Here is a 20,180-nt window from a genome sequence, read left to right as displayed (position 1 = left end):
TTAGATAAAAAATGCTAGAAAACGTTTTCTAGAAAATTGTCCATTGACAATAGCGTAACTTAATATATACAAAAAAACAACGTGTAGGGAATAAATAATACATTATTGAATATAAATCGAAGCTTGATAAAATAGTGAACAACATTTTTTAAGTAGTCTTGCTTATACAGTTGTGTCCACTAATTTTGTATAACAAAACTCAAACAACGAAACAAGATTGTGAAATCATTCTCAAATGAGTATAATAGAAAGAAAAAAGGAGGAAGAGTAAATGAAAATAGCAATTGCAGGTGCTGGCGCAATGGGGAGTCGTTTTGGCTTAATGCTTCATCAAGGAGGAAATGACGTATTATTAATTGATGGTTGGGCAGACCATGTCCAACAAATCAAAGAGCATGGCTTAAAAGCCAATTTTAATGGTGAAGAAGTGATAGAACAGTTACCAATTGTTCTTCAATCTGAAGTAGAAAAAGAAGATCAGGTGGATTTGATTATTCTGTTTACCAAAGCGATGCAGCTAGAAAAGATGCTACAAGATATCCAATCGTTGATCAAAAAAGATACAGAAGTTTTATGTTTGTTAAATGGTATCGGGCATGAAGATATTATTGAGAAGTTTGTACCAATGGAAAATATTTATATTGGAAATACAATGTGGACTGCAGGTTTAGAAGGACCAGGTCAGGTCAAGTTATTTGGCAATGGTTCAGTAGAGTTACAAAATCTAGGTGCTGGAAAAGAAGCAGCTGCGAGAAAACTGGCGGATAAATTATCTCAATCAGGACTAAATGCTCATTTTTCTGATAATATTCATTATTCTATTTATCGTAAAGCCTGTGTGAATGGAACCATGAATGGGCTATGTACGATCTTAGATGTTAATATGGCTGAGCTAGGAAGAACATCAACTGCTCATAAGATGGTGGAAACGATTGTTAATGAATTTGCCAAAGTGGCAGCAGTAGAAAACATTGAACTAGATATTCCAGAAGTCATTGCACATTGTGAATCTTGTTTTGATCCAGAAACAATCGGGCTACATTATCCTTCAATGTATCAAGACCTAATCAAGAATCATCGATTAACAGAAATCGATTATATCAATGGGGCAATTTCTAGAAAAGGTAAGAAATATGATATTGCAACACCTTATTGTGATTTCTTAACTGAACTTGTCCATGCAAAAGAAGATAGTTTAAATGTAAAGTAAAGGAGAGATTGAATGGAAACTTCACAAAAAATATCACCGAAAATTTTTCTGAATAAAGTTCTTGCTGGTACAGCAACGGGGATCATTATTGGATTGATTCCGAATGCAGTATTAGGTGCCATTTTAAAATATTTTAGTGCGTATCCTTTTGCGGTAACAATCGCACAGTTAGCAGTTATTTTTCAACTAGCAACTCCTTTGATTATCGGTGGTTTGATTGCTTTACAATTTGGCTTTGATCCAATGAGAATGATGGTTGTAGCTGGCGCTTCTTTTGTAGGTTCTGGTGTCGTCAAATTCACACCTGAGTTAGGTGAAACAGGTGTTTATGTTGGTGCTGGCACAGGTGATATTATTAACACGATGCTGACAGCGTCGATTGCTGTCGGGCTGATTTTACTAATTGGAAATAGTTTCGGATCGGTTTCGATTGTGTTAACGCCAATTGTTGTAGGTGTAGGTGCTGGGTTACTTGGTTTTTATCTGTTTCCTTATGTAACAGCGATTACTTCTGCAATTGGTGCATTAATTAATAACTTCACTACTTTACAACCGTTATTAATGTCTATCCTGATTGGTTGTTCCTTTGCCTTTTTGATTATCTCGCCTATCTCAACAGTAGCAATCGGAATGGCAATCCAATTAGATGGTGTTTCTGCTGGTGCAGCTGCGATGGGTGTAGCGGCAACGACTTTTGTTTTAGTAGTGAATTCTTGGAAGGTAAACAAATCAGGTGTGACAATTGCGATTGCTTTAGGCGCGATGAAAATGATGATGCCTAACTTATTTAGAAAACCAGTAATTCTTATTCCTTGTTTAGTTAGTGCAGTGATCACAGCTATTCCTGTTGCACTCTTTTCTATTTCAGGTACACCTGCTTCTGCTGGATTTGGTGTAGTCGGGCTCGTTGGTCCGTTGGCTTCTTTAGATGCAGGGTTAAATGTTGTTCTTGTTGTTCTTTGTTGGTTAGTCATTCCTGTTTTTGCGGCACTGATTACCCAATTTTTATGTGAGAAAGTATTTAAACTGTATGACCGAGAAGAAGTGTTCAAATTTTTAGGTTAGTAGATATTGCTAATAAATTTTTGATTGAGGGAGATGTATGCGTAAGTCAGATGTTGTTGACATCTGCCTTACGTTTTTTTGATTGAGATGGAGTTTGACAAATTGATTCTTCCGTTCAAGACAAATTCTAAGTTGGGGATGAAACTTGCTTTACGTCTGTTGATTGTTCAAAAGACAACTATACTAAGATTATGTGTTAAAATAAAAAAAATTTGATCATTAGATTATTGAATGATCACAAAAAGTAGGAGATAAAATGATTGTTTTACAAAAATACGGTTTTTATTTTTTATTATTAGGTGTGATTAGTGATTTGTTGACCCCTTATATCCTTGGTCTTTTTTATCCTAAGCTAAATCAAATGACTACCGTGATAAGCTTGTTTGGTGACGTAAATAGTCCAGTCAGAAGTGCTTTTTTGATTTGGTCAGTTGTATCTGGACTTTTTTTTGTTCTGTCATTGCCTGCGTTGTATCAACTATTTGTCGGAACATCAAAAACACTTGCGATACTTGCAGTCGCAGCAGTTGGTCTATATGGGATAGGTGATTGTATTTTTACTGGGTTATTCAGTATCAATACGAATGAAAGTTCTTGGAATTTTTCGACTTGGGTTCATAACACAGGTTCTGGACTAGGCTATGCAGGATTTTTACTTTTCCCATTGTTACTTGTTTTGCTCTATCGACAAAGGGGTCAAACCACACTTAGCCATGTTTATCTTGTTTTAACTGTTATTAGTTTGCTGATCGCAGGTCTTTACGGATTAGCACGGATTCCGTCAATTAGTCAGTTCACATTTTTTAAACAATTGGGCTTTTTTCAACGTTTGAGTTTTTTCTTTAACTATTTGCCGATGATTTGTTTAAGCTTTTTTCAATTACGAAGTTAGAAAACATAGGCAAGCTTGACTAAATAAGAGATTGTTATGCTTTGTGCTAAATATCAAGTAATTATTTTTAAGTAAACGAGAAGGAAAGTTGAAAGAAGGGCATTGTATGTTGGATATAACACAGGTGGAAGCAGATATTTATAATCTTATTTTGAATCCAAACACAAGAGAATGGGAAAGAATACAATTTGAAGAAGCAAAAGAAAATATAGTAAGGATGCCAACGAAGCAGGCAATAGAAAAACTGGAGGTCAACTTGCGTCCTTTAGCATTGCGAGATAATTTGACACCGGATGTGATGGATTTTTATTTAAGGATCACAGGGGAGTCGGCGAGCGCGAGCGCTTATGATTACGGTAAACATAAGATAACTTCAACCTTGTATCAGGAACGTGCGATTTTTGCCGGAGGCTGCTTCTGGTGCATGGTTGAACCTTTTGAAACAAAACCGGGTGTGATCTCAGTATTATCTGGTTATACAGGAGGCGAAACCAAAGCACCCAATTATGATCAAGTCAGTGGTGGCTATACTGGGCATGTGGAAGCTGTAGAAATCATCTTTGATACACGCCAAATAAAGTATGAAGAATTACTGGAAATTTATTGGCAAATCTCAGATCCTACAGATGCCTTTGGCCAATTTCAAGATCGGGGAAAACAATATCGTTCAATTCTATTTGTTGTGAATGAACAGCAAAGACGATTGGCTGAAAAATCAAAAGAACAACTGATTCAATCTAAACGATATAGCCAACCTATCGTCACAGAGATTCGCCAAGCAAAAACGTTTTGGCCAGCTGAAAATCATCATCAACAATTCTATCAGAAACAACCTCAAAGATATAAGAAGATTAAACATTCGCATCAGCTTCATCTATTTTTTCAGCGATGCAAATAAAAGAAGATTATGAAAGAAATGGTTAGTTTCAATCAATAAAGAACACCATGTGTTTGGAAACAGGAGGTATGACAAAGTTTTTGTCACAACTCCTGTTTTTTTTACTCATCTTTTTTACAAAGAAAAGGCAATTTGACTTACAGAATATTGATTTTCTGTGTGTTCTTGGAGAGAATCTCCTTGATAATTGCTAGATGCCTGATGGAGTTCCACATTAATGATGAACTAAATTCCGTATGAAAGCGCAAACAATAGTTATAAAATAAAAATGTATTCAGGAGGTGCTTATGTGAGTATCAAGTTAGACGATCGTCAAATGAGAATTTTAAATTTTTTGTTGGAAAATAATCACACTACTTATCAAGAATTAGCTAAGCAACTTCAAGTTTCGACAAAAACAATTAGTAAAGCTATTTTTAATTTAAAAGCTGTAATTGAAAAGGATATAGATCTACAAATTGTTGTCCAACCAAAAAAAGGTGTTTCATTAGTAGGTGACAAAGAACATTTAAGAAAACGACTACCAGATTTTGAGATTACTAAAGTGGATACATCAGAAGATCGCATCACTTATGTATTTGCCAAGTTACTGAATACAAATAGTTCTTTGAAAATACAAGATCTTGCAGATGAGCTTTATGTTAGTAGATCAACGATGGAAAGTACGATTAAGGAAGTAAAAAAGAGAGTGATGAAACACGGAATGGTAGTGGTTTCTGACCGCAATGGATTGAAGATCAATGCGAGTGAGAAGGGCAAGCGCAAATTAATGTCAGAAGTATTGAATTATTATTGGGGCGGTTTTACTGCTTCTAGTAATAAATCAGATTTATTGGATTTGAATATTAATCTCTTAGGCGAAGCAAATAATTTTTTAGATAAGAAAATTTTGAAAAAAGTAGCAATGATTCTCAATCGTTTTATGGAAGAAACCCAATTACAATTTACGGATTACGAGTTTCAAACACTAGCGATTCATCTAGCAATCGCACTGGAACGAATTGATTCTAATAATTTTTTATTACAAGAAGGCGGAACAGAAAAAGAAATTTTAGTAAACACTAGCTATTTGATTGATATGTTGGAAAAAGACTTTCATTTTAGTATTCCTCAATATGAACAAGAATATATTGATATTCATATCTCGGCGATTGAAAAAAATGCCATGAATCATAATTTGAGTGAGTCTTCTTTACCTAATCTTGATATGGGAGAGCAACTTAAGCAACTGGTACTTGACGAGCTGAATGAGTTTAGTGCAGACGCAGAACTCATTAATAACCTTGTCCTTCACCTCAATGCAGCTGTTAAACGGTTACGTTTAGGTGTGAATATCCATAATCCGTATACAGAAAAAATCAAATCATCATTCAAACAAGCCTTCTTTCTTAGTGTCGAGTTGCTCGGAAAAATAGAAGAACAATTTTTGGTGAGGTTTGACGATGACGAAATTGCTTATGTAGCACTTCATATTCAATCCTTTTTAGACAGATATAGACCTAATAAGTCTGATGTGTTGTTAGTTTGTAGCAGTGGATATGGAACTTCAAAATTATTGGAACAGCGAATCAATAGAAATTTTGCAGATTCGATAAAAATCAAAAAAGTCTTGAGTATCAATGAACTTCAGGAAGAAAATATCACAGACGAATTAGTAATCAGTACGATTCCGATCAAGAACGCTAAATTTCCGGTAGTAGTCGTAAGTCCGTTGATGCTTGAAACAGATATCAAAAGAGTTCAACGATACTTGAAAGTTTCGTTAGATCCAGATAGTGCATTTTTCTCATTACTTGATAAGAAGTTTTGTTTTTTTAGCAAGAAAAACGAAGATACTCAGGAAAACGTTCTTAAAACAATTGCCTATACTCTTCAAGAAAAAGGCTATGCAAAAGTAGGTATCTTAGAAAGCGCCACTCGACGAGAAACGTTGTCTTCTACTGCACTCAACGATTTTGCAATGCCTCATGCAGAGATAGCGTATGTCAATGAACCTATTATTAGCATTTATGTTAATCCGCAAGGTATTGACTGGAACGGGACCATTGTCCATTCGGTGTTCTTCTTCGCGTTAAACGAACAGGTAAAACCTGAATTAAACAGCTTGTATGAAACATTTAATGAAATTGTTTCGAACCAACAAGCCCTAACAACACTAAGAGGTAGTTCCTCTTTTGAAGAATTAGTAAAAATATTGAAAGAGGCGGTATAGATGATACGTGAAAAAATCGACGAACGAAATGTCGTATTAGACTTAGAGGCTGGCTCTAAAGAAGAAGTAGTAGATAAATTAGCAACGTTACTGACAGCTAATGGGTTTGTCTCTGAAGTTAATCGATTTAAGAAAGATGTTTTTGAACGAGAAGAACATATGACAACAGGAATTGGCCATAACATAGCGATTCCGCATGGGAAAAGTCAAGCGGTAATTGATTCAACAGTTGCAGTTGCCAAACTAAAGAATGAAGTTGACTGGGGTTCCTTAGACGATCAACCAGTAAACATTGTTTTCTTATTAGCTATCAAAGAAGCGGATAAGGGAAACGAGCATTTACGTGTCCTTGCAGAGTTATCTGGCAAACTAATGGATGATGATTTTGTGAAGGAGATTAAAGAATCAAAAAATAAAGAGGAGTTAATCAAAGCATTGACTTTTTAATAATTGGAGGAGAAGGAATATGACAAAGATGGTTGCAGTAACAGCATGTATCGCAGGAATCGCACACACTTATATGGCAAAAGCAAACTTGGAAAAATTTGCTAAGAAAAATGGCATTGAAATCAAGGTTGAGACGCAAGGTGCAATGGGAATGGAAAATAAATTGTCTGAGGCAGAAATTGCTGATGCTGATGTAGTTATCTTTGCGGTGGATACGAACGTAGCAGAACGCAGCCGCTTTGACGGAAAAGAAATTCTTACTGTGAGCACTTCTGAAGTGGTAAAGGATGGAGAAGAGACAATCAAGAAAGCAATTGCACGAATCAATAACTAATAATTTGTTGGAGGTAGGATCAATGGATATCAAGAAACAGGGGAAAGAAATATTAAACCATTTCCAAAGTGGAGTTTCCTATATGATTCCACTAGTAGTAGCTGCAGGTTTGTTAACTTCAATTGCCGTCATATTTGGCGGGACTGGTGTTTGGGATCAAACAGATACTTTTTGGGGTGTCTTGCGAATGATTGGTCAAACAGGATTACAATTTATTGTGCCAATGATCTCGGCCTATATCGCGTATTCCATAGCTGATCGTCCTGGTTTAGCACCTGCTTTTATTACAGGTATGATGTGTCAAAATTTAGGAATGGGCTTTATTGGAGGAATGGTTGCTGGTTTAGCCTGTGGGTACTTAGCAAATGCATTGAAAAAAGTAAAAGTTCCGATGCAAGTAATTAGTTTAAAATCAATCATGCTGATTCCTTTTGTAACGACCTTAGTAGTAGGGGTAGTTTTATGGTATGTATTAGCAACGCCAATTCAAGGAATGACAGCAGGCTTGACGGCTTGGTTAGAAGGAATGTCTGGTGTGAATGCAGCGCTAATGTCCGCGATTTTAGGTGCTATGATGGCCTTTGATATGGGGGGACCAATCAATAAAATTGCCTATGCTTTTGGAGTTGCATCATTTTCAAGTGGAAGTTTCGGACCAAGTACGGCCATGTTATTGGCTATTGCGATTCCGCCATTTGGCATGTTTTTAGCAACTTTATTGAATAAAAAATTATATGATGAAGCCGAACGCGATAATGCCAAGACGGCAATGATTATGGGGTTAGTTGGTATCACAGAAGGGACGATTCCTTTTGCGGTAAAAGATCCATTACGTGTGATCCCTAGTATTGTGGTTGGAACTTCAATCGGCTGTGGTTTGAGTGGTTTCTTTGGAATTACGCAAGAAACGATGCTTTCAACTTTCATGGCGATTCCATTTGTCACAAATATTCCATTGTACCTCGTGTCTATTGCAGTTGGCGGAATGATTACTGCGTTAATGGTAAATGCTTTGAAATCGATCAAATATAAGAAAAATCTAAAAACGACACAAGAAACATCAGTCGAATAAAGAAAGTAGGGCAATCGTAAATGGTAAAAGCACACGTCATTCAACATACTCATTGGGATCGCGAGTGGTATTTTACAAAAGAAGATGCTATCGTATTATCCGATCAAGTGTTTACTGAAGCTTTGGATGAATTAGAACGTAACCCAAACGTGAATTTTTGTTTGGATGGTCAAACGTCTATCGTTGATGAATATGTTGAAGTCAATCCTGAGAAACTAGAAACAATTCAACGATTAATGAAAGAAGGTCGGCTCTTTGTCGGTCCTTGGTACGCGCAAACAGATGCTTTGTTAGTTGATGCAGAGTCAATTTTGCGTAATTTAATGATCGGTATCAGCGACACCATCAATAAATATGGTGAACCAATGATGGTGGGCTATTTACCGGATACATTTGGGTTTAATGCAAACTTACCAACCTTATTGCAGCAAGTAGAAATTGATAATTTTATGTGCTGGCGGGGATTGAATTTCGAAACGATGACACCGTCACCCTATTTTATTTGGAAAGGTTTAGGAGATAAAATTGTTTATGCGATGAACTTTCCGTATGGATATATGACTGGCATGATGAATCTTGATGCCATTCATGATGTGCCGAAGTTTGTGAAAGACAAGTTGGATGTTGCGGTGGAAATGCTTCATACGCATGGGAATAATGAAGATATCTTGGTTCCATCTGGTGTGGATCAAAAGTCAATGGTACTTAATTTTGATCAAATCATCAATGAAATTAATCGTTCAAGTAAGTATGACAATGTAATTTCGGATTATCCTTCTTATGTGGAAGTCATTCGCAGTAAAAAGAACTTACCACATTACGAAGGAGAATTGAGACAACCTGTTTACTCTCGTGTTCATCGTTCGATTGGTTCTGTTCGAACACAGATGAAATTAGCTAATTTCAAACTCGAACAAAAGATCTTGAAACGGATTGAACCATTGATGCTGATTGCTGAAAAAAATGGGATTCGTATTGGGAGAGGGGTGCTGCGTCGTTTATGGAAAAAAGTGTTAGAAAATCAAGCGCATGATAGCATTGGTGGATGTGTCTCTGATAATGTCATGGAGGATATCAACCATAGGATCAAGGAAGCTAATGAAATCGCAGATGGAATAGAAAACTTAATCGTCAAACGAATCGCAGATGCTTTAGATTTAGATGCTAATCAAGTTTTAGTATTCAATACGACAACGACAAAGTATCAAGGACCAAAAACGGTTCATATTGTTGCTCCTTCAAAAAAAATTCAATTCAAAGAAAGCTCTTATGCCATTGTTGAAAAAGAACTATTTTATCCTGAACGTCAAAATGCTTATCGGATGACGGCTATTGGATATGAATATTTTGACGAACCAGCTTACTACGAGCTGGATGTCAAAGTAGAAGTAGAAGTTCCCGCATTAGGATATACGATTGTTGAATTCGAGGAGAGTGAAGCTGAACTAGAGAAAGCTATAAAAACGAATAAGACGGAAATCAAAAATGGTGCATTAGCCATTACTTTTAGCGAAGGCTCTCTGATCCTAACAGTCGGCGATGTTGAATACACTGATTTTATTCGTTTGGTTGATTCAGGAAATGCTGGCGATACGTATGATTATTCACCACTTGAAGGAGATCACGAAGTACCTTTGAACTTTGACAAAGCAGAAGTGTTACTGGATTCTTCTAAAGAAACTTTGATTATTACTGGAAAGACTAAGCTACCGAAAAATTTGGAAGATCGATTAGCAGAACATCCAGAGAAAATAGAATTGGACTACGAAATCACGCTAAGCATTGGTGCTGGCGATGTTGTGGAAGGTACTATTGCAATAAAAAATACTATTTACTCGCATCGTATTCGAATGGCCGTGAATGTTCTAGATGACTCAGAGAAATCGATTGCTCAAATTCAAAATGGTTTTATCGAAAATAAACCTGCTGTTATTCCTGTAGATTGGCAAGAACGAATGGTTGAAAAGCCCGTGAATTTAGAAATTTTTGATAAAAGTATCTCGGTTGTAAATGAGGATTCTTATTTAACCGTCTATGCAGATGGTCTGAAAGAGTATGAACGAATCGGCCGAAAATTATACATCACATTGATGGCAACAACTGGTGAACTTGGAAAACCCAACCTTGGATGGCGTCCAGGACGTGCTTCCGGTGATACGACTAATGAAGGGCATATTATGATGCAAACACCATTAGCACAGGAAATAGGTGAACATCACTTTACTTTTGGATTTACAGTCAGTCAGGGTGCGTTTGATGAATGGAAAGTAGCCAAACTAACCGAGTCACGTTTAGATCAGTCGATTTCCTATCAAAAGCAAAGTTTAAACGTCTTTATTCATCGGATAGACAATAAGATTTGGCCATTGCAAAACGAGTTAACTATCCCAAGAGAGTTTTCATTGATTGAATTTCCCGAAGAATTACTCGTGTCAGCCATTTACCCATCCTACTTTAATGAAGGGCATTATGTAGTTCGTTTCGCTAACCCAACAGCAAAAGAAGTTACTTTGCCAAAAGAAATTTTGAAAATGGGTGACGTGGTAAATGCAATTGAAAGAAAACAAGAGTTAACAACGATCCAACCTTATGACTATTTATCTCTTTTAATAACTATAGAAGAAAGTAACTAGAAAATAACTAAATATTATTCAAAAACAAATGGCAAAAAAGGACTCTGTCAGCATTCTCACCGAGTCCTTTTTTTATTTTGTTTTTGTTCTTTTTTTAGCTAATTATCTAGAAGGATTAGCGTCAAAAAATGGTTTTTATTCTTTTTTTTTTACATGGATAAAAGCGAATACTTTATCGGATGAATAGCAGTTAAAAGTATCAGATATCTTAATCAATTGGAGTGTTCCCAAAGAAAACTTGTTAAAATCGAGACAGAAATGATTTTGTTGTGAGGTCTGATTGAAGCTAAAATGAGGAACATTGAAAAATTTATTACGGCTAGAAAGGCTGCGAATTTATCTCAAAAAGTGTTTTCTGAAGGATTATGTATGTAAGCGACATTGAGTAAATTTGAGAATAATGGTCAAGTTCTTCGTTAAAAGTTTTGATCAAATTATATAGTCGAATCAATTTTTCATTGGTCGAACTTTTTTCTTTGATAAATGTAATCAATACATAACTGGACGAGCAATTAGAAAAAGCAGAGTTTTTGTTGATTATGAGTGAATATGAATAATCGACACAGATTTTAGCAGCCATTGCTCCTAAGGTGATTGCTGTTCTGATTGTTTTTTATTAGCGCAGGAAAGTTATTAGTAGAAAACAGTTGTTTTTTTTAATACCAGCAATGATCTTTGGTATAATGAGCGATGAGTTAAGAAACGATTTTGCGTTATTCACAACGCATCATTCATAATAAGAGGAGCAAGAAAATGAGAAATATCAAACTAACAATCGAGTATGATGGGCGTCGTTATCTTGGTTGGCAACGTCTTGGGGATTCAGATAAAACGATCCAAGGTAAAATTGAAGCCGTATTAAAACAAATGACGGGTGAACCGATTGAGATTATTGGTTCAGGGCGTACAGATGCTGGTGCACATGCCAGAGGACAAGTTGCTAATTTTAAGACAGAATCCACAATGGACCGAGTAACAATGTGTGAATTTTTGAATCGTTTTTTACCTGGCGATATTGTCGTTAAGAAGGTTGAAGAAGTACCTGAAAGATTCCATGCTCGTTACAATGCCAGTGGGAAGCAGTATAGCTATTACGTTTGGAACAACCCAATTCCAACAGCTTTTGAACGTTATCATAGCTTTTATGTTCCACAAGAATTAGATTTGGATAAGATGAACGAGGCTTGTAAACGATTAGTAGGTACACATGATTTTATTGGTTTTTCTGCCTTGAAGAAGAGTAAGAAATCTACAACAAGAACAATTGAAAAAATTACGATTGAAAAAGACGGAGGTATGCTTCATTTCACTTTTGTTGGCAATGGTTTTTTATATAAAATGGTTCGAATCATGATGGGAACATTGTTAGAGATTGGTGCAGGAAAAATGCCAGTGGATGCTATTGAGGAGATTTTTGAACAAAAAGTGCGAAAAAGTGCGGGAGAAACCGTGCCGGCGCAAGGACTGTTTCTTGATGAAGTGTATTATATTTGAGCTAGTTGTTAATAAAAGAATTAACTAAAATTTTCAGGGGTTAAATAGTTGGTCGAAACTGAGAGGGTACATCAAACGCTTGATATTTCCGAAGTGATTAGTCACTTCGGTTTTTTTATTATTTATAAATAGTTATTTTTTAACTATTGAATATTATTTCAAAACAAACAATAAAAGAAATGGATTTCATTTGAAATGAAAATGATAAAAGTTTTATATCAAAGTTCATCTTTGGATATTATCAAATTGTATGGTCGTAAAAAATAATAAAAAACGCTTTGAAAGCGCATTTAGTAAGCTTTTTATTTATTATAAATAGAAAAAATGACACTTAAGATAAAAAAATACTATCTTATGAAATATTTTTTATTTTTGAAATATATACATATAATTTTATTTGAGGAGGGATAAGATGCAATAATATATATATAATTATGTTTTTTTTGAAGTGTTTTTTGATATTTTTATAACCTTAAAGTGTTCTTTTATTTAAAATGGATTTATTTAGCGATTTATTAAGATTGCGAGGTGTTCTTTTGGAGTATGGGGAATTAATGAAAACTATGCGTTTGGAACGAGGAATCACACAAAAACAGTTGACTGATGGGATAACATCTAGAACAACTTTGGCAAACTTTGAAGCAGGGATATCCAGACCCTCATTTGAGGTTATTGTTTCTTACTTGGATAGATTAAATGTTGATATTAATGAATTCTTGTTTCTAACAAACTCAAATAGAATAAATGATAAACAAACTGTAAGTAATTATTTTGAACAAGTAAATATCGAAGGAAACAAACACAAACTAAGAATTTTTATAAAAGTTTTAGAAAAAAAGTATTTAGAGAGTCAAGATATTTTTTATTTGTACATGTACGTTTATTCAAAAAATTTATTAAGTAAAAATTGTGATTTTTCTAAATTAGAAAAAAAAGATGAGAAGTATATAGTGGAATTAATGGCTTATTTAAACAAGTGTGAAACTTGGGGGGCATTTGAACTTCAGATGTTCTGCACTATCTTATTTATTTTTCCTAAGGAATATATCAACCATAAAAAGAACTATGTTTTAAAAAAATTAAAACAATATACAAAATATAAAAATTACAGATATTCATCAAATAAAAACATTATAAACTTGGTTATCGTTTGTTTGAAACATAAGTTGTTTGAAATTATTCCAGAATGTTTAGCATTAATTGAACGAGATAGTAGATCGGGTAGAAATTTCTATGAGTTAGTTATAGAAAGGATTCTAAAAGAAATATATGTACGTAGAAGAGACAAGACTAAGACGAACATAATTGAAATCACTTATTACATAGAGATTTTATCTATGTTCGATGAACAATATATGGAGTTAACGACCAAATCGGTCATAGAGAGGATTGGAATGCTTTTAACAGAAAGCAGTACTATCAAAAAACATAAGGTTTTTGATGAATAGTATTCACTAAAATCAGGCGTGTCATTATTTTGTACAAAATAAACAAATGTTAACAGAAAAGGTTATTCTTAAAAAGTAATAAAAAGTATTCTTTGATTCAACAGAGCAGGGAAGAAATGAAATCATAGGAGGTGAGAAAATGACAGCATTTATTACGAAAATTGGTCTTTATTTGATGAGTTCTTGGAATACATTGCCATTACCATTTCGGACACTAATCGACACATTAGTAGGATCTGACATGGGAAAAGCAGTGCAAAAAGGATTGGAAGCCGTTATTGAACTATTAACAACATGTTCAATTTCTGTACTTAATGAAATTGCAAATTTACTAGGACTAGCTTAATTATTATCTAGCTAATCAAAATTATAGGAGATGAGAAAATGACAGCATTTATTATTAAACTTGGTGCTTATTTGGTAAGTTCTTGGAATACATTACCATTACCATTTCGAACACTAATCGACACATTAGTAGGATCTGACATGGGAAAAGCAGTACAAAAAGGATTGGAAGCCGTTATTGAACTATTAACAACATGTTCAATTTCTGTACTTAACCAAATTGCAAATTTACTAGGACTAGCTTAATTACTGTATAGCTAATCAAAATTATAGGAGATGAGAAAATGACAGCATTTATTACTAAAATTGGTCTTTATTTGATGAGTTCTTGGAATACATTACCATTACCATTTCGAACACTAATCGACACATTAGTAGGATCTGATATGGGAAAAGCAGTGCAAAAAGGATTGGAAGCCGTTATTGAACTATTAACAACATGTTCAATTTCTGTACTTAATGAAATTGCAAGTTTGCTAGGGTTAGCTTAATTTTAGCTTCTTCCCTGCTCTGTTGGATCAAACATACGCTCATAAAATAAAGGAGAAATTATATGTTTGCAGTAGCAAAAGAGGAATTTAGAAATCTAGCAATTAATATAAAAATGATACTATTAGTAATCTTAATAGCCCTTTTTAATTATAATATATCGAATATGCTGACTAGTCAATTATCAATTGATGGTATTCCAAAAGCTTACGCAGGGTTACGTATTATTTTCTTTATTTTAGGTTATCTGTTGATCTCTATATTTTCTCACAGTGTGTTAAATAAAGAAATAGCTGATGGAACATTGAAATTTATACTATCTAAAGTTTCTCGCGAGGAATTTATTGTAGGTAAATTTTTAGGGATTTTCCTTTTTTGGACAATGTGCATGCTGATAAATATCAGTATGTTAAGCATTTTAGGGGTCACATTTAGTTTTTATATACTGTGGATGCTGTGTAGTGCGGTTTCCTATTTTATTTCAATTGTTATGCTATTGTCTGTACTAATAAAGAAAGAAAATTTTAGCAATTTTATGGGACTTTTTGTAGGGATACTATTCCCAACAATAGGTCTTTACGTGACAGAGTCATCTAATATGTTAGTCAAGTACTTCCAGTATATATTTCCATATTTTTATCTATTAAAGGGTGGCATCTATATTATGATTCCATATATTCTTTCTTTTATTCTTTTATTATTCGTTGTAATCATATTTAACAAAAAGGAAGTGTAATCTTGAACCCTAAAATAGCAATTAAAAATATAAATAAATCTATTTCAAAGCATCATTTACTAAAAAATATAAATTTTGAAATAGCTGATGGTGAAATCGTCATGATCAATGGCAAAAACGGTTCGGGAAAGTCTACATTATTAGAAATAGTAGCCCAAGTTTCAAATGCTACTAGTGGCGAAATTGATATACCAAAGAATAAATATGATTCTATTGGCTATATGCCTGATACAGATGCTTTGTACAATCAAATTACTGGTCCACATTTTATGAAATATATGGCTTCTCTCAAAGGGAAAAAAATAAGAAAAAACGAAATAGCAGATTTATTTAGACGTGTTAATTTGGAAGTTCCGGATAGACTCTTAATCAAAAACTACTCATTTGGTATGAAAAAAAAACTAAGTTTAGCTCAAGCATTATTGTTTGATCCTAAATTTTTAATTTTAGATGAGCCTACTTCAGGAGTAGACGAAGAGACAGTGTTTAAATTTGTAAATCTATTTAAGGAATTAAAACGAAAAAAAGTGAGTATGATTGTTTCTACCCATGACTGGCAATTGATTGAGTCATTGGCAGATAAAGTATTGTTGATCAATAAAGGAAAGATAGTTTTTTCTGAAGAAAACTTACTAACCAGTGAAGAAAGTAAGAAACCTATTCAAGTAACGGTAACTTATCCACAAACAAAAATTGAATTATTGGGAGAATACTTTGCTAAAAACAAAGTAGATTTATTTGATTTTGATTTATCTGAAAATCGTATAGAGTTTACTTGTTACAAAAAAGATGTTTTGAAATATGTGCGGCAATTTAGCTCGGAATTACCTGTTGAAATCAAAAGTATCAAAATCAATCCTGATATTTTAAATCTAGTTGTTTAGAGTGAGTGATGATATGTTGATCTTATTCTCAATTTTAGAATGGCTTAATCAGTATTTAGGACCGCTTGTTTCCATATTTATTACCACTTTTTTTGTCAAAACATTGACGATACCTACCCGAGTTTACAGGTACAAAAATAAATTATTAAAAAAAATAATAAAAGAAAATCAAGCACAATATCAGAAATCAACAAGTACAAAACTAGAGAATCTAGAGAAGTTAAATGTTGTATATTCTTGTTCGAGGAATGGAAGTACTTTGCTTAGTTTTGCATCTATAGTTTTTGAGGGTGTAATCATCGCAACATTTTTAAATGCACTGCACAAAATGAAAGACTATCCTTATTTGTGGTTTAATGTTTCAAAACCAGACGCGACTATAGTAGCTCCAATGATTTATTTAGTCATACTTTTAGTGGTAGGGTGCTTGAATGCAACTAAAATAGGTACAAGAAAAGAAAAATGGTTGAGTATCGCTATAACTACGATTATCTCTATCATCATGTTTCGCTTTTCACTTAAAGTCAACGTAGGAATCGTCATTTATTGGTGGTATGCAAGTATTTTTAATTTTTTAATACAAAATATGTTATTAGAGAAATATATTTATTCGTCTTTTAGTAGTACTTATAAATATTATATAAAAAATATTTACCCAATAATAATATAAACATTAAGGAGAGAATAGAATGGACAAAAAAATTTTAACAACTATGTTAGTAGGTGCGACACTGTTAGCAACTAATTTAGGAAGTGTTAACTCTTTTGCAGATGCAGTATCATCTACTGAAAATCAAGTAAGTACGCATGATCGCGTAGCAACAAATTCCAGAACGCTCATTGGTATTGCCAAAGGTACTCTAGAAGGAATGATGACTCCTTATATTGAAGGTGTACCCGGAACTGGTAGCTTGACTTTACATTATCATTCAGAAGATTTTGGTTTCGTTGACGGTGATGAGGCAGCTTTAACAATCAAATTACCTAAAGAATTTAAATATGCTGCTTCTGTACCAAGTTTTGTTTCAGGAATTAGTGGGAAAATCTCAGTTACAGGTATTTTAGGGATGGGTGCTGAAGAAAAAATCACTGCTGCGAACTGTGAAATCTATGCTGATCGATTGATTATTAAGGCACCAAGTTCATTTTGGATTGGTTCAGGTGGTGTAGATGCACATATCACAATTGATTATGGTCAACTTTTAGCACAGTATCCTCAATTACCTATTGCGGATGCCCCTGCTGGATATCAAGTAATTACGCAACTGAAATATGCTGGTGCGATGTGGGATATTATTCATGATCCAATTATTGGTACAAATGATGATACTATTTATACCGATGAACACTCAGCTATTCTATAGTAGAAAAACGAAAAAATGTAGTTCTTCTATAATTTTTGACTAAATGTTTAATAAAAAATACGATGCTTATGGGCATCGTATTTTTTATTTTGGGTTGAATGAAACGCTCCTTCTTAACTTGCAACTATTTTCAAAATATAAAAATAGATTCATGATAACAAATCACAAGCTAGTCAATTAAAAAGCTGTGCTACACTTTGGTTGAACAAAAAATGAAAGGGGTTTCTTTTATGAGAAAGTTAGTTTGTGTACTGGCTGTGGCAAGTGTTGGATTGAGTTTAGGAAAAGTGGTAGAAGCAGAAGAACAAATTCCAGAAAAAAACGGATATACACTAGATTTTCACGATGAATTCAATGGACCAACTTTAGATCGATCAAAATGGAATGACAAATATTTGGAACATTGGGCAGATGATCCGAATGATGCTAAAGCGAATTATCGCTTTGAAGAAGGAAAATTGATTGAGTCCATCCAACCAGATCAAAAAGCTTGGGCGCCAACACTAGATAAGGATAATTATGGATACGGAACAACAGGTGTCAAATCCAGTGCAATTCAATCATTTAATAAAAACTGGATTCATAATTTTAGTGGCAGTAAGAAACTGATGTCTCCTATCTCACCTGAAAATGAAATGCTGGGGGATGAGAAAACTGGTGGGTATGCAACGACATATGGTTATTTTGAAATCCGAGCAAAATTATCAAATAGTAGTGGTGGCGGCCATCAGGCATGGTGGTTAGTTGGTATGCAAAATGATACGAATGATTGGGAAAATTCAAGAGAAACAGGCGAAATTGATATCATTGAAACTTTTTTTGATTACAGTGAAAATGTTCAGCGACCAGTTGGAACAAAGAACGTTACAGAAGCCAATCGCCAGAAAGGCTTATGGCAAGTATGCACATATGGTTGGAATGACCCGTTCTTTTCAAGATCGTGGACAGATAGTACAACAGCAACAATTGGCGGTACAGAAGCTGTGGTTCCAGGAGAAGTTGGAATAGATAGCTTAACGAATGAATTCCATACTTATGGTATGGAATGGGAACCTGGTTCACTTAAATTTTACTTTGATGGTCAATTATTCAGGACAATTAATCAAGCACCCGATTATCCAATGGGGATGATTTTAAATATATACACAGACGCAGGATCAGGAAAACACAATGAGGTTTATCCTAAAGAATGGGCAATTGATTATGTACGGGTTTATAAAAAAGATGCTGGCTATGATATACCAAATCAAGGAATTAAAAATCGTGAGACAGGCGAATTTCTTAGTTTAGCTACTGAATCAGACAAGGTGATTCTGTCAACGACAAATGAAAATCTTGAAAGATGGCAAATAATTCCTAAAGGTGAGTATTTTCTGATTAAAAATACAAAGACAAATGAGTTGCTACACAATGAGCATCAAAAAGGATATGTCGAACACGGTGTAGTGCCAGAAACGTATTACAGCGCACAGTGGAAAAAAGAAACAGTTGGTAATTACACTCGGTTCGTGAATCGTTGGAAACCGACGCAAGTAATCCATATAGAAAATAATCTAGGTTATCTTGAATGTAGCCCTATTCATGCTGGTGCTTGGAGAAGCCAATGGCAAATGATTGACTAAAAATGCAAAAATAAATTCTGCTTTTGTTATGAAATTTGAAAGAATGGCAAAATAAAAAGGATATACGAAAAAGGACGTAAAGAGATGTACCACTCCAAAAAGATAGACTAAAAATCTAACATTTTGGCGGTCAGTACAAGATTAACGTCCTTTTTTGCATCATTGATTGGTAAAATTCGATGTGTTGATCCAATAACAAGAAACAGTAGAGAATTTAGAATGTTATCAATTGGCATAACGGGCAATCAGATACTCAATCAAATTTAAAGCATTACCGAAAAAATAATTAAGTTGTTGATTTTCTGGTCCAGAGTCAGCAGTACCACTTTCGACCAGAAACGAGAGATCTCCTTTTTTAGCATAGCTACTGTTTTCGTTAGCCGTGATCGTGATAACGTGTCCACCGTAATTTTTACACTCTTTCATTTTGATCAAACCATTTTGATTTTCACCAGATTGAGAAAAAGTAATCAAGGTGTGTGGGGTTTCGTCAGTAACAAGGCTAATTTCCACTCCCTCTAAGTCGATTGCATAAATTTTTTTTAATAATAATTTTCGGTAAGTATAATCAACGAGAAACTGGCAAAATCCCTCGCCAAATAGATAAATCTTTCTCTCAGAAAAAGCTTCATTGAAGTAACAATCAATTTTTTCCCACCCATGATTAGTTGTCACAAAAGAAAGTTCTTCGATTTGATTGACTGAAGAGGCAGAAAACTTATTGGAAAGAAAAAAAATAAGTTCTTTGAAATTATTAAATCCTGCTCGTTTAGCTAGACGACTGATTGAGGAAGGAGAGGTGTAATTGATCTTGGCAATGTTGCGAATATCTAAGTCTTCATTACTATGGATTGCTTCGACAATTTTTTCAATCATTCGTTCATCGTCCGAATGAAATGAATTGTTTGGAAATAAACGATTAAGATAATAAATTTTGGTCATTGAATAGTCCCTCTCTTGAAAATATTTTCAGTGTGTGAAAACGAAATCAACCTGTTAAATAAGCGTTGTATGCGCTTTATTAAGATACTATAC

Annotated in this window: 20 protein-coding genes; 19 read left to right on the top strand and 1 reads right to left on the bottom strand. The window is 34.2% G+C overall.

Annotated elements, in window-relative coordinates; genetic code table 11:
* Nucleotides 1-271: 271 nt before the first annotated feature.
* The 19 genes from DOK81_RS06425 (at nucleotide 272) to DOK81_RS06335 (ending at nucleotide 19,145) form a co-directional block, all read left to right on the top strand.
* Entirely contained in the window at nucleotides 272-1,210 is a 939-nt protein-coding gene (locus DOK81_RS06425; protein ID WP_206909433.1) for a 2-dehydropantoate 2-reductase, read from the top strand.
* Between the two features lie 12 nt (nucleotides 1,211-1,222).
* Entirely contained in the window at nucleotides 1,223-2,275 is a 1,053-nt protein-coding gene (locus DOK81_RS06420) for a PTS sugar transporter subunit IIC (RefSeq protein ID WP_206909432.1), read from the top strand.
* A gap of 256 nt (nucleotides 2,276-2,531) precedes the next feature.
* Nucleotides 2,532-3,167 (top strand): DUF998 domain-containing protein, encoded by a 636-nt coding sequence (locus tag DOK81_RS06415; protein ID WP_206909431.1) that lies wholly within the window; start codon nucleotides 2,532-2,534, stop codon nucleotides 3,165-3,167.
* Nucleotides 3,168-3,273: 106 nt separating this feature from the next.
* Nucleotides 3,274-4,065: a peptide-methionine (S)-S-oxide reductase MsrA gene (msrA, locus tag DOK81_RS06410; protein WP_206909430.1), complete on the top strand. Its 792-nt coding sequence runs from the start codon at nucleotides 3,274-3,276 to the stop codon at nucleotides 4,063-4,065.
* A 289-nt stretch (nucleotides 4,066-4,354) separates the two neighbouring features.
* Nucleotides 4,355-6,277, top strand: coding sequence for a BglG family transcription antiterminator (locus tag DOK81_RS06405; protein ID WP_206909428.1), 1,923 nt, complete (start codon nucleotides 4,355-4,357; stop codon nucleotides 6,275-6,277).
* Nucleotides 6,278-6,724, top strand: a complete 447-nt coding sequence (locus DOK81_RS06400; RefSeq protein WP_206909426.1) for a fructose PTS transporter subunit IIA — start codon at nucleotides 6,278-6,280, stop codon at nucleotides 6,722-6,724.
* Between the two features lie 19 nt (nucleotides 6,725-6,743).
* Nucleotides 6,744-7,058, top strand: a complete 315-nt coding sequence (locus DOK81_RS06395; protein WP_206909424.1) for a PTS fructose transporter subunit IIB — start codon at nucleotides 6,744-6,746, stop codon at nucleotides 7,056-7,058.
* A 22-nt stretch (nucleotides 7,059-7,080) separates the two neighbouring features.
* The gene (locus DOK81_RS06390) at nucleotides 7,081-8,130 is read left to right on the top strand and encodes a PTS fructose transporter subunit IIC (protein ID WP_206909422.1); all 1,050 of its coding nucleotides are present in this window, start codon (nucleotides 7,081-7,083) and stop codon (nucleotides 8,128-8,130) included.
* 20 nt (nucleotides 8,131-8,150) lie between these two features.
* Complete coding sequence (locus tag DOK81_RS06385) at nucleotides 8,151-10,763, top strand: alpha-mannosidase (protein ID WP_206909421.1); 2,613 nt, start codon at nucleotides 8,151-8,153, stop codon at nucleotides 10,761-10,763.
* A gap of 753 nt (nucleotides 10,764-11,516) precedes the next feature.
* Nucleotides 11,517-12,257 carry a tRNA pseudouridine(38-40) synthase TruA gene (gene truA / locus DOK81_RS06380; protein WP_206909419.1) on the top strand — a complete coding sequence of 247 codons (741 nt, stop codon included), beginning with the start codon at nucleotides 11,517-11,519 and terminating at the stop codon, nucleotides 12,255-12,257.
* 536 nt (nucleotides 12,258-12,793) lie between these two features.
* A complete protein-coding gene (locus tag DOK81_RS06375; RefSeq protein WP_206909418.1) occupies nucleotides 12,794-13,705 on the top strand; it encodes an Rgg/GadR/MutR family transcriptional regulator in 912 nt (303 codons plus the stop codon).
* 139 nt (nucleotides 13,706-13,844) lie between these two features.
* Complete coding sequence (locus DOK81_RS06370) at nucleotides 13,845-14,051, top strand: hypothetical protein (protein WP_206909417.1); 207 nt, start codon at nucleotides 13,845-13,847, stop codon at nucleotides 14,049-14,051.
* Nucleotides 14,052-14,089: 38 nt separating this feature from the next.
* The gene (locus DOK81_RS06365) at nucleotides 14,090-14,296 is read left to right on the top strand and encodes a hypothetical protein (RefSeq protein WP_206909416.1); all 207 of its coding nucleotides are present in this window, start codon (nucleotides 14,090-14,092) and stop codon (nucleotides 14,294-14,296) included.
* 38 nt (nucleotides 14,297-14,334) lie between these two features.
* Nucleotides 14,335-14,541, top strand: a complete 207-nt coding sequence (locus DOK81_RS06360) for a hypothetical protein (protein WP_206909415.1) — start codon at nucleotides 14,335-14,337, stop codon at nucleotides 14,539-14,541.
* Nucleotides 14,542-14,603: 62 nt separating this feature from the next.
* The gene (locus DOK81_RS06355) at nucleotides 14,604-15,275 is read left to right on the top strand and encodes a hypothetical protein (protein ID WP_206909414.1); all 672 of its coding nucleotides are present in this window, start codon (nucleotides 14,604-14,606) and stop codon (nucleotides 15,273-15,275) included.
* Between the two features lie 2 nt (nucleotides 15,276-15,277).
* The gene (locus DOK81_RS06350; protein ID WP_206909413.1) at nucleotides 15,278-16,159 is read left to right on the top strand and encodes an ABC transporter ATP-binding protein; all 882 of its coding nucleotides are present in this window, start codon (nucleotides 15,278-15,280) and stop codon (nucleotides 16,157-16,159) included.
* Between the two features lies 1 nt (nucleotide 16,160).
* Nucleotides 16,161-16,829: a YidC/Oxa1 family membrane protein insertase gene (locus tag DOK81_RS06345; protein WP_206909412.1), complete on the top strand. Its 669-nt coding sequence runs from the start codon at nucleotides 16,161-16,163 to the stop codon at nucleotides 16,827-16,829.
* A 19-nt stretch (nucleotides 16,830-16,848) separates the two neighbouring features.
* The gene (locus DOK81_RS06340) at nucleotides 16,849-17,523 is read left to right on the top strand and encodes a hypothetical protein (RefSeq protein WP_206909411.1); all 675 of its coding nucleotides are present in this window, start codon (nucleotides 16,849-16,851) and stop codon (nucleotides 17,521-17,523) included.
* A gap of 230 nt (nucleotides 17,524-17,753) precedes the next feature.
* Nucleotides 17,754-19,145 (top strand): glycoside hydrolase family 16 protein, encoded by a 1,392-nt coding sequence (locus tag DOK81_RS06335; protein ID WP_206909410.1) that lies wholly within the window; start codon nucleotides 17,754-17,756, stop codon nucleotides 19,143-19,145.
* Between the two features lie 225 nt (nucleotides 19,146-19,370).
* On the opposite strand, the gene DOK81_RS06330 is transcribed toward DOK81_RS06335, so the two are convergent.
* Nucleotides 19,371-20,087 carry an SIS domain-containing protein gene (locus DOK81_RS06330; RefSeq protein WP_206909409.1) on the bottom strand — a complete coding sequence of 239 codons (717 nt, stop codon included), beginning with the start codon at nucleotides 20,085-20,087 and terminating at the stop codon, nucleotides 19,371-19,373.
* Between the last annotated feature and the right edge of the window lie 93 nt (nucleotides 20,088-20,180).

The organism is Enterococcus sp. DIV0660C (assembly GCF_017316125.1).
Lineage (GTDB): Bacteria > Bacillota > Bacilli > Lactobacillales > Enterococcaceae > Enterococcus_B.
Note: the sequence above shows the minus strand (reverse complement) of the source record. Positions and strands in the feature narration are given on the sequence as shown.

What these genes read in the sequence shown, in the direction of transcription:
- DOK81_RS06425 (WP_206909433.1), top strand. Translation starts at nt 272, where the DNA reads ATGAAAATAGCAATTGCAGGTGCTGGCGCAATGGGGAGTCGTTTTGGC.
- DOK81_RS06420 (WP_206909432.1), top strand. Translation starts at nt 1,223, where the DNA reads ATGGAAACTTCACAAAAAATATCACCGAAAATTTTTCTGAATAAAGTT.
- DOK81_RS06415 (WP_206909431.1), top strand. Translation starts at nt 2,532, where the DNA reads ATGATTGTTTTACAAAAATACGGTTTTTATTTTTTATTATTAGGTGTG.
- msrA (WP_206909430.1), top strand. Translation starts at nt 3,274, where the DNA reads ATGTTGGATATAACACAGGTGGAAGCAGATATTTATAATCTTATTTTG.
- DOK81_RS06400 (WP_206909426.1), top strand. Translation starts at nt 6,278, where the DNA reads ATGATACGTGAAAAAATCGACGAACGAAATGTCGTATTAGACTTAGAG.
- DOK81_RS06395 (WP_206909424.1), top strand. Translation starts at nt 6,744, where the DNA reads ATGACAAAGATGGTTGCAGTAACAGCATGTATCGCAGGAATCGCACAC.
- DOK81_RS06390 (WP_206909422.1), top strand. Translation starts at nt 7,081, where the DNA reads ATGGATATCAAGAAACAGGGGAAAGAAATATTAAACCATTTCCAAAGT.
- DOK81_RS06385 (WP_206909421.1), top strand. Translation starts at nt 8,151, where the DNA reads ATGGTAAAAGCACACGTCATTCAACATACTCATTGGGATCGCGAGTGG.
- truA (WP_206909419.1), top strand. Translation starts at nt 11,517, where the DNA reads ATGAGAAATATCAAACTAACAATCGAGTATGATGGGCGTCGTTATCTT.
- DOK81_RS06370 (WP_206909417.1), top strand. Translation starts at nt 13,845, where the DNA reads ATGACAGCATTTATTACGAAAATTGGTCTTTATTTGATGAGTTCTTGG.
- DOK81_RS06365 (WP_206909416.1), top strand. Translation starts at nt 14,090, where the DNA reads ATGACAGCATTTATTATTAAACTTGGTGCTTATTTGGTAAGTTCTTGG.
- DOK81_RS06360 (WP_206909415.1), top strand. Translation starts at nt 14,335, where the DNA reads ATGACAGCATTTATTACTAAAATTGGTCTTTATTTGATGAGTTCTTGG.
- DOK81_RS06355 (WP_206909414.1), top strand. Translation starts at nt 14,604, where the DNA reads ATGTTTGCAGTAGCAAAAGAGGAATTTAGAAATCTAGCAATTAATATA.
- DOK81_RS06340 (WP_206909411.1), top strand. Translation starts at nt 16,849, where the DNA reads ATGGACAAAAAAATTTTAACAACTATGTTAGTAGGTGCGACACTGTTA.
- DOK81_RS06335 (WP_206909410.1), top strand. Translation starts at nt 17,754, where the DNA reads ATGAGAAAGTTAGTTTGTGTACTGGCTGTGGCAAGTGTTGGATTGAGT.
- DOK81_RS06330 (WP_206909409.1), bottom strand. Translation starts at nt 20,087, where the DNA reads ATGACCAAAATTTATTATCTTAATCGTTTATTTCCAAACAATTCATTT.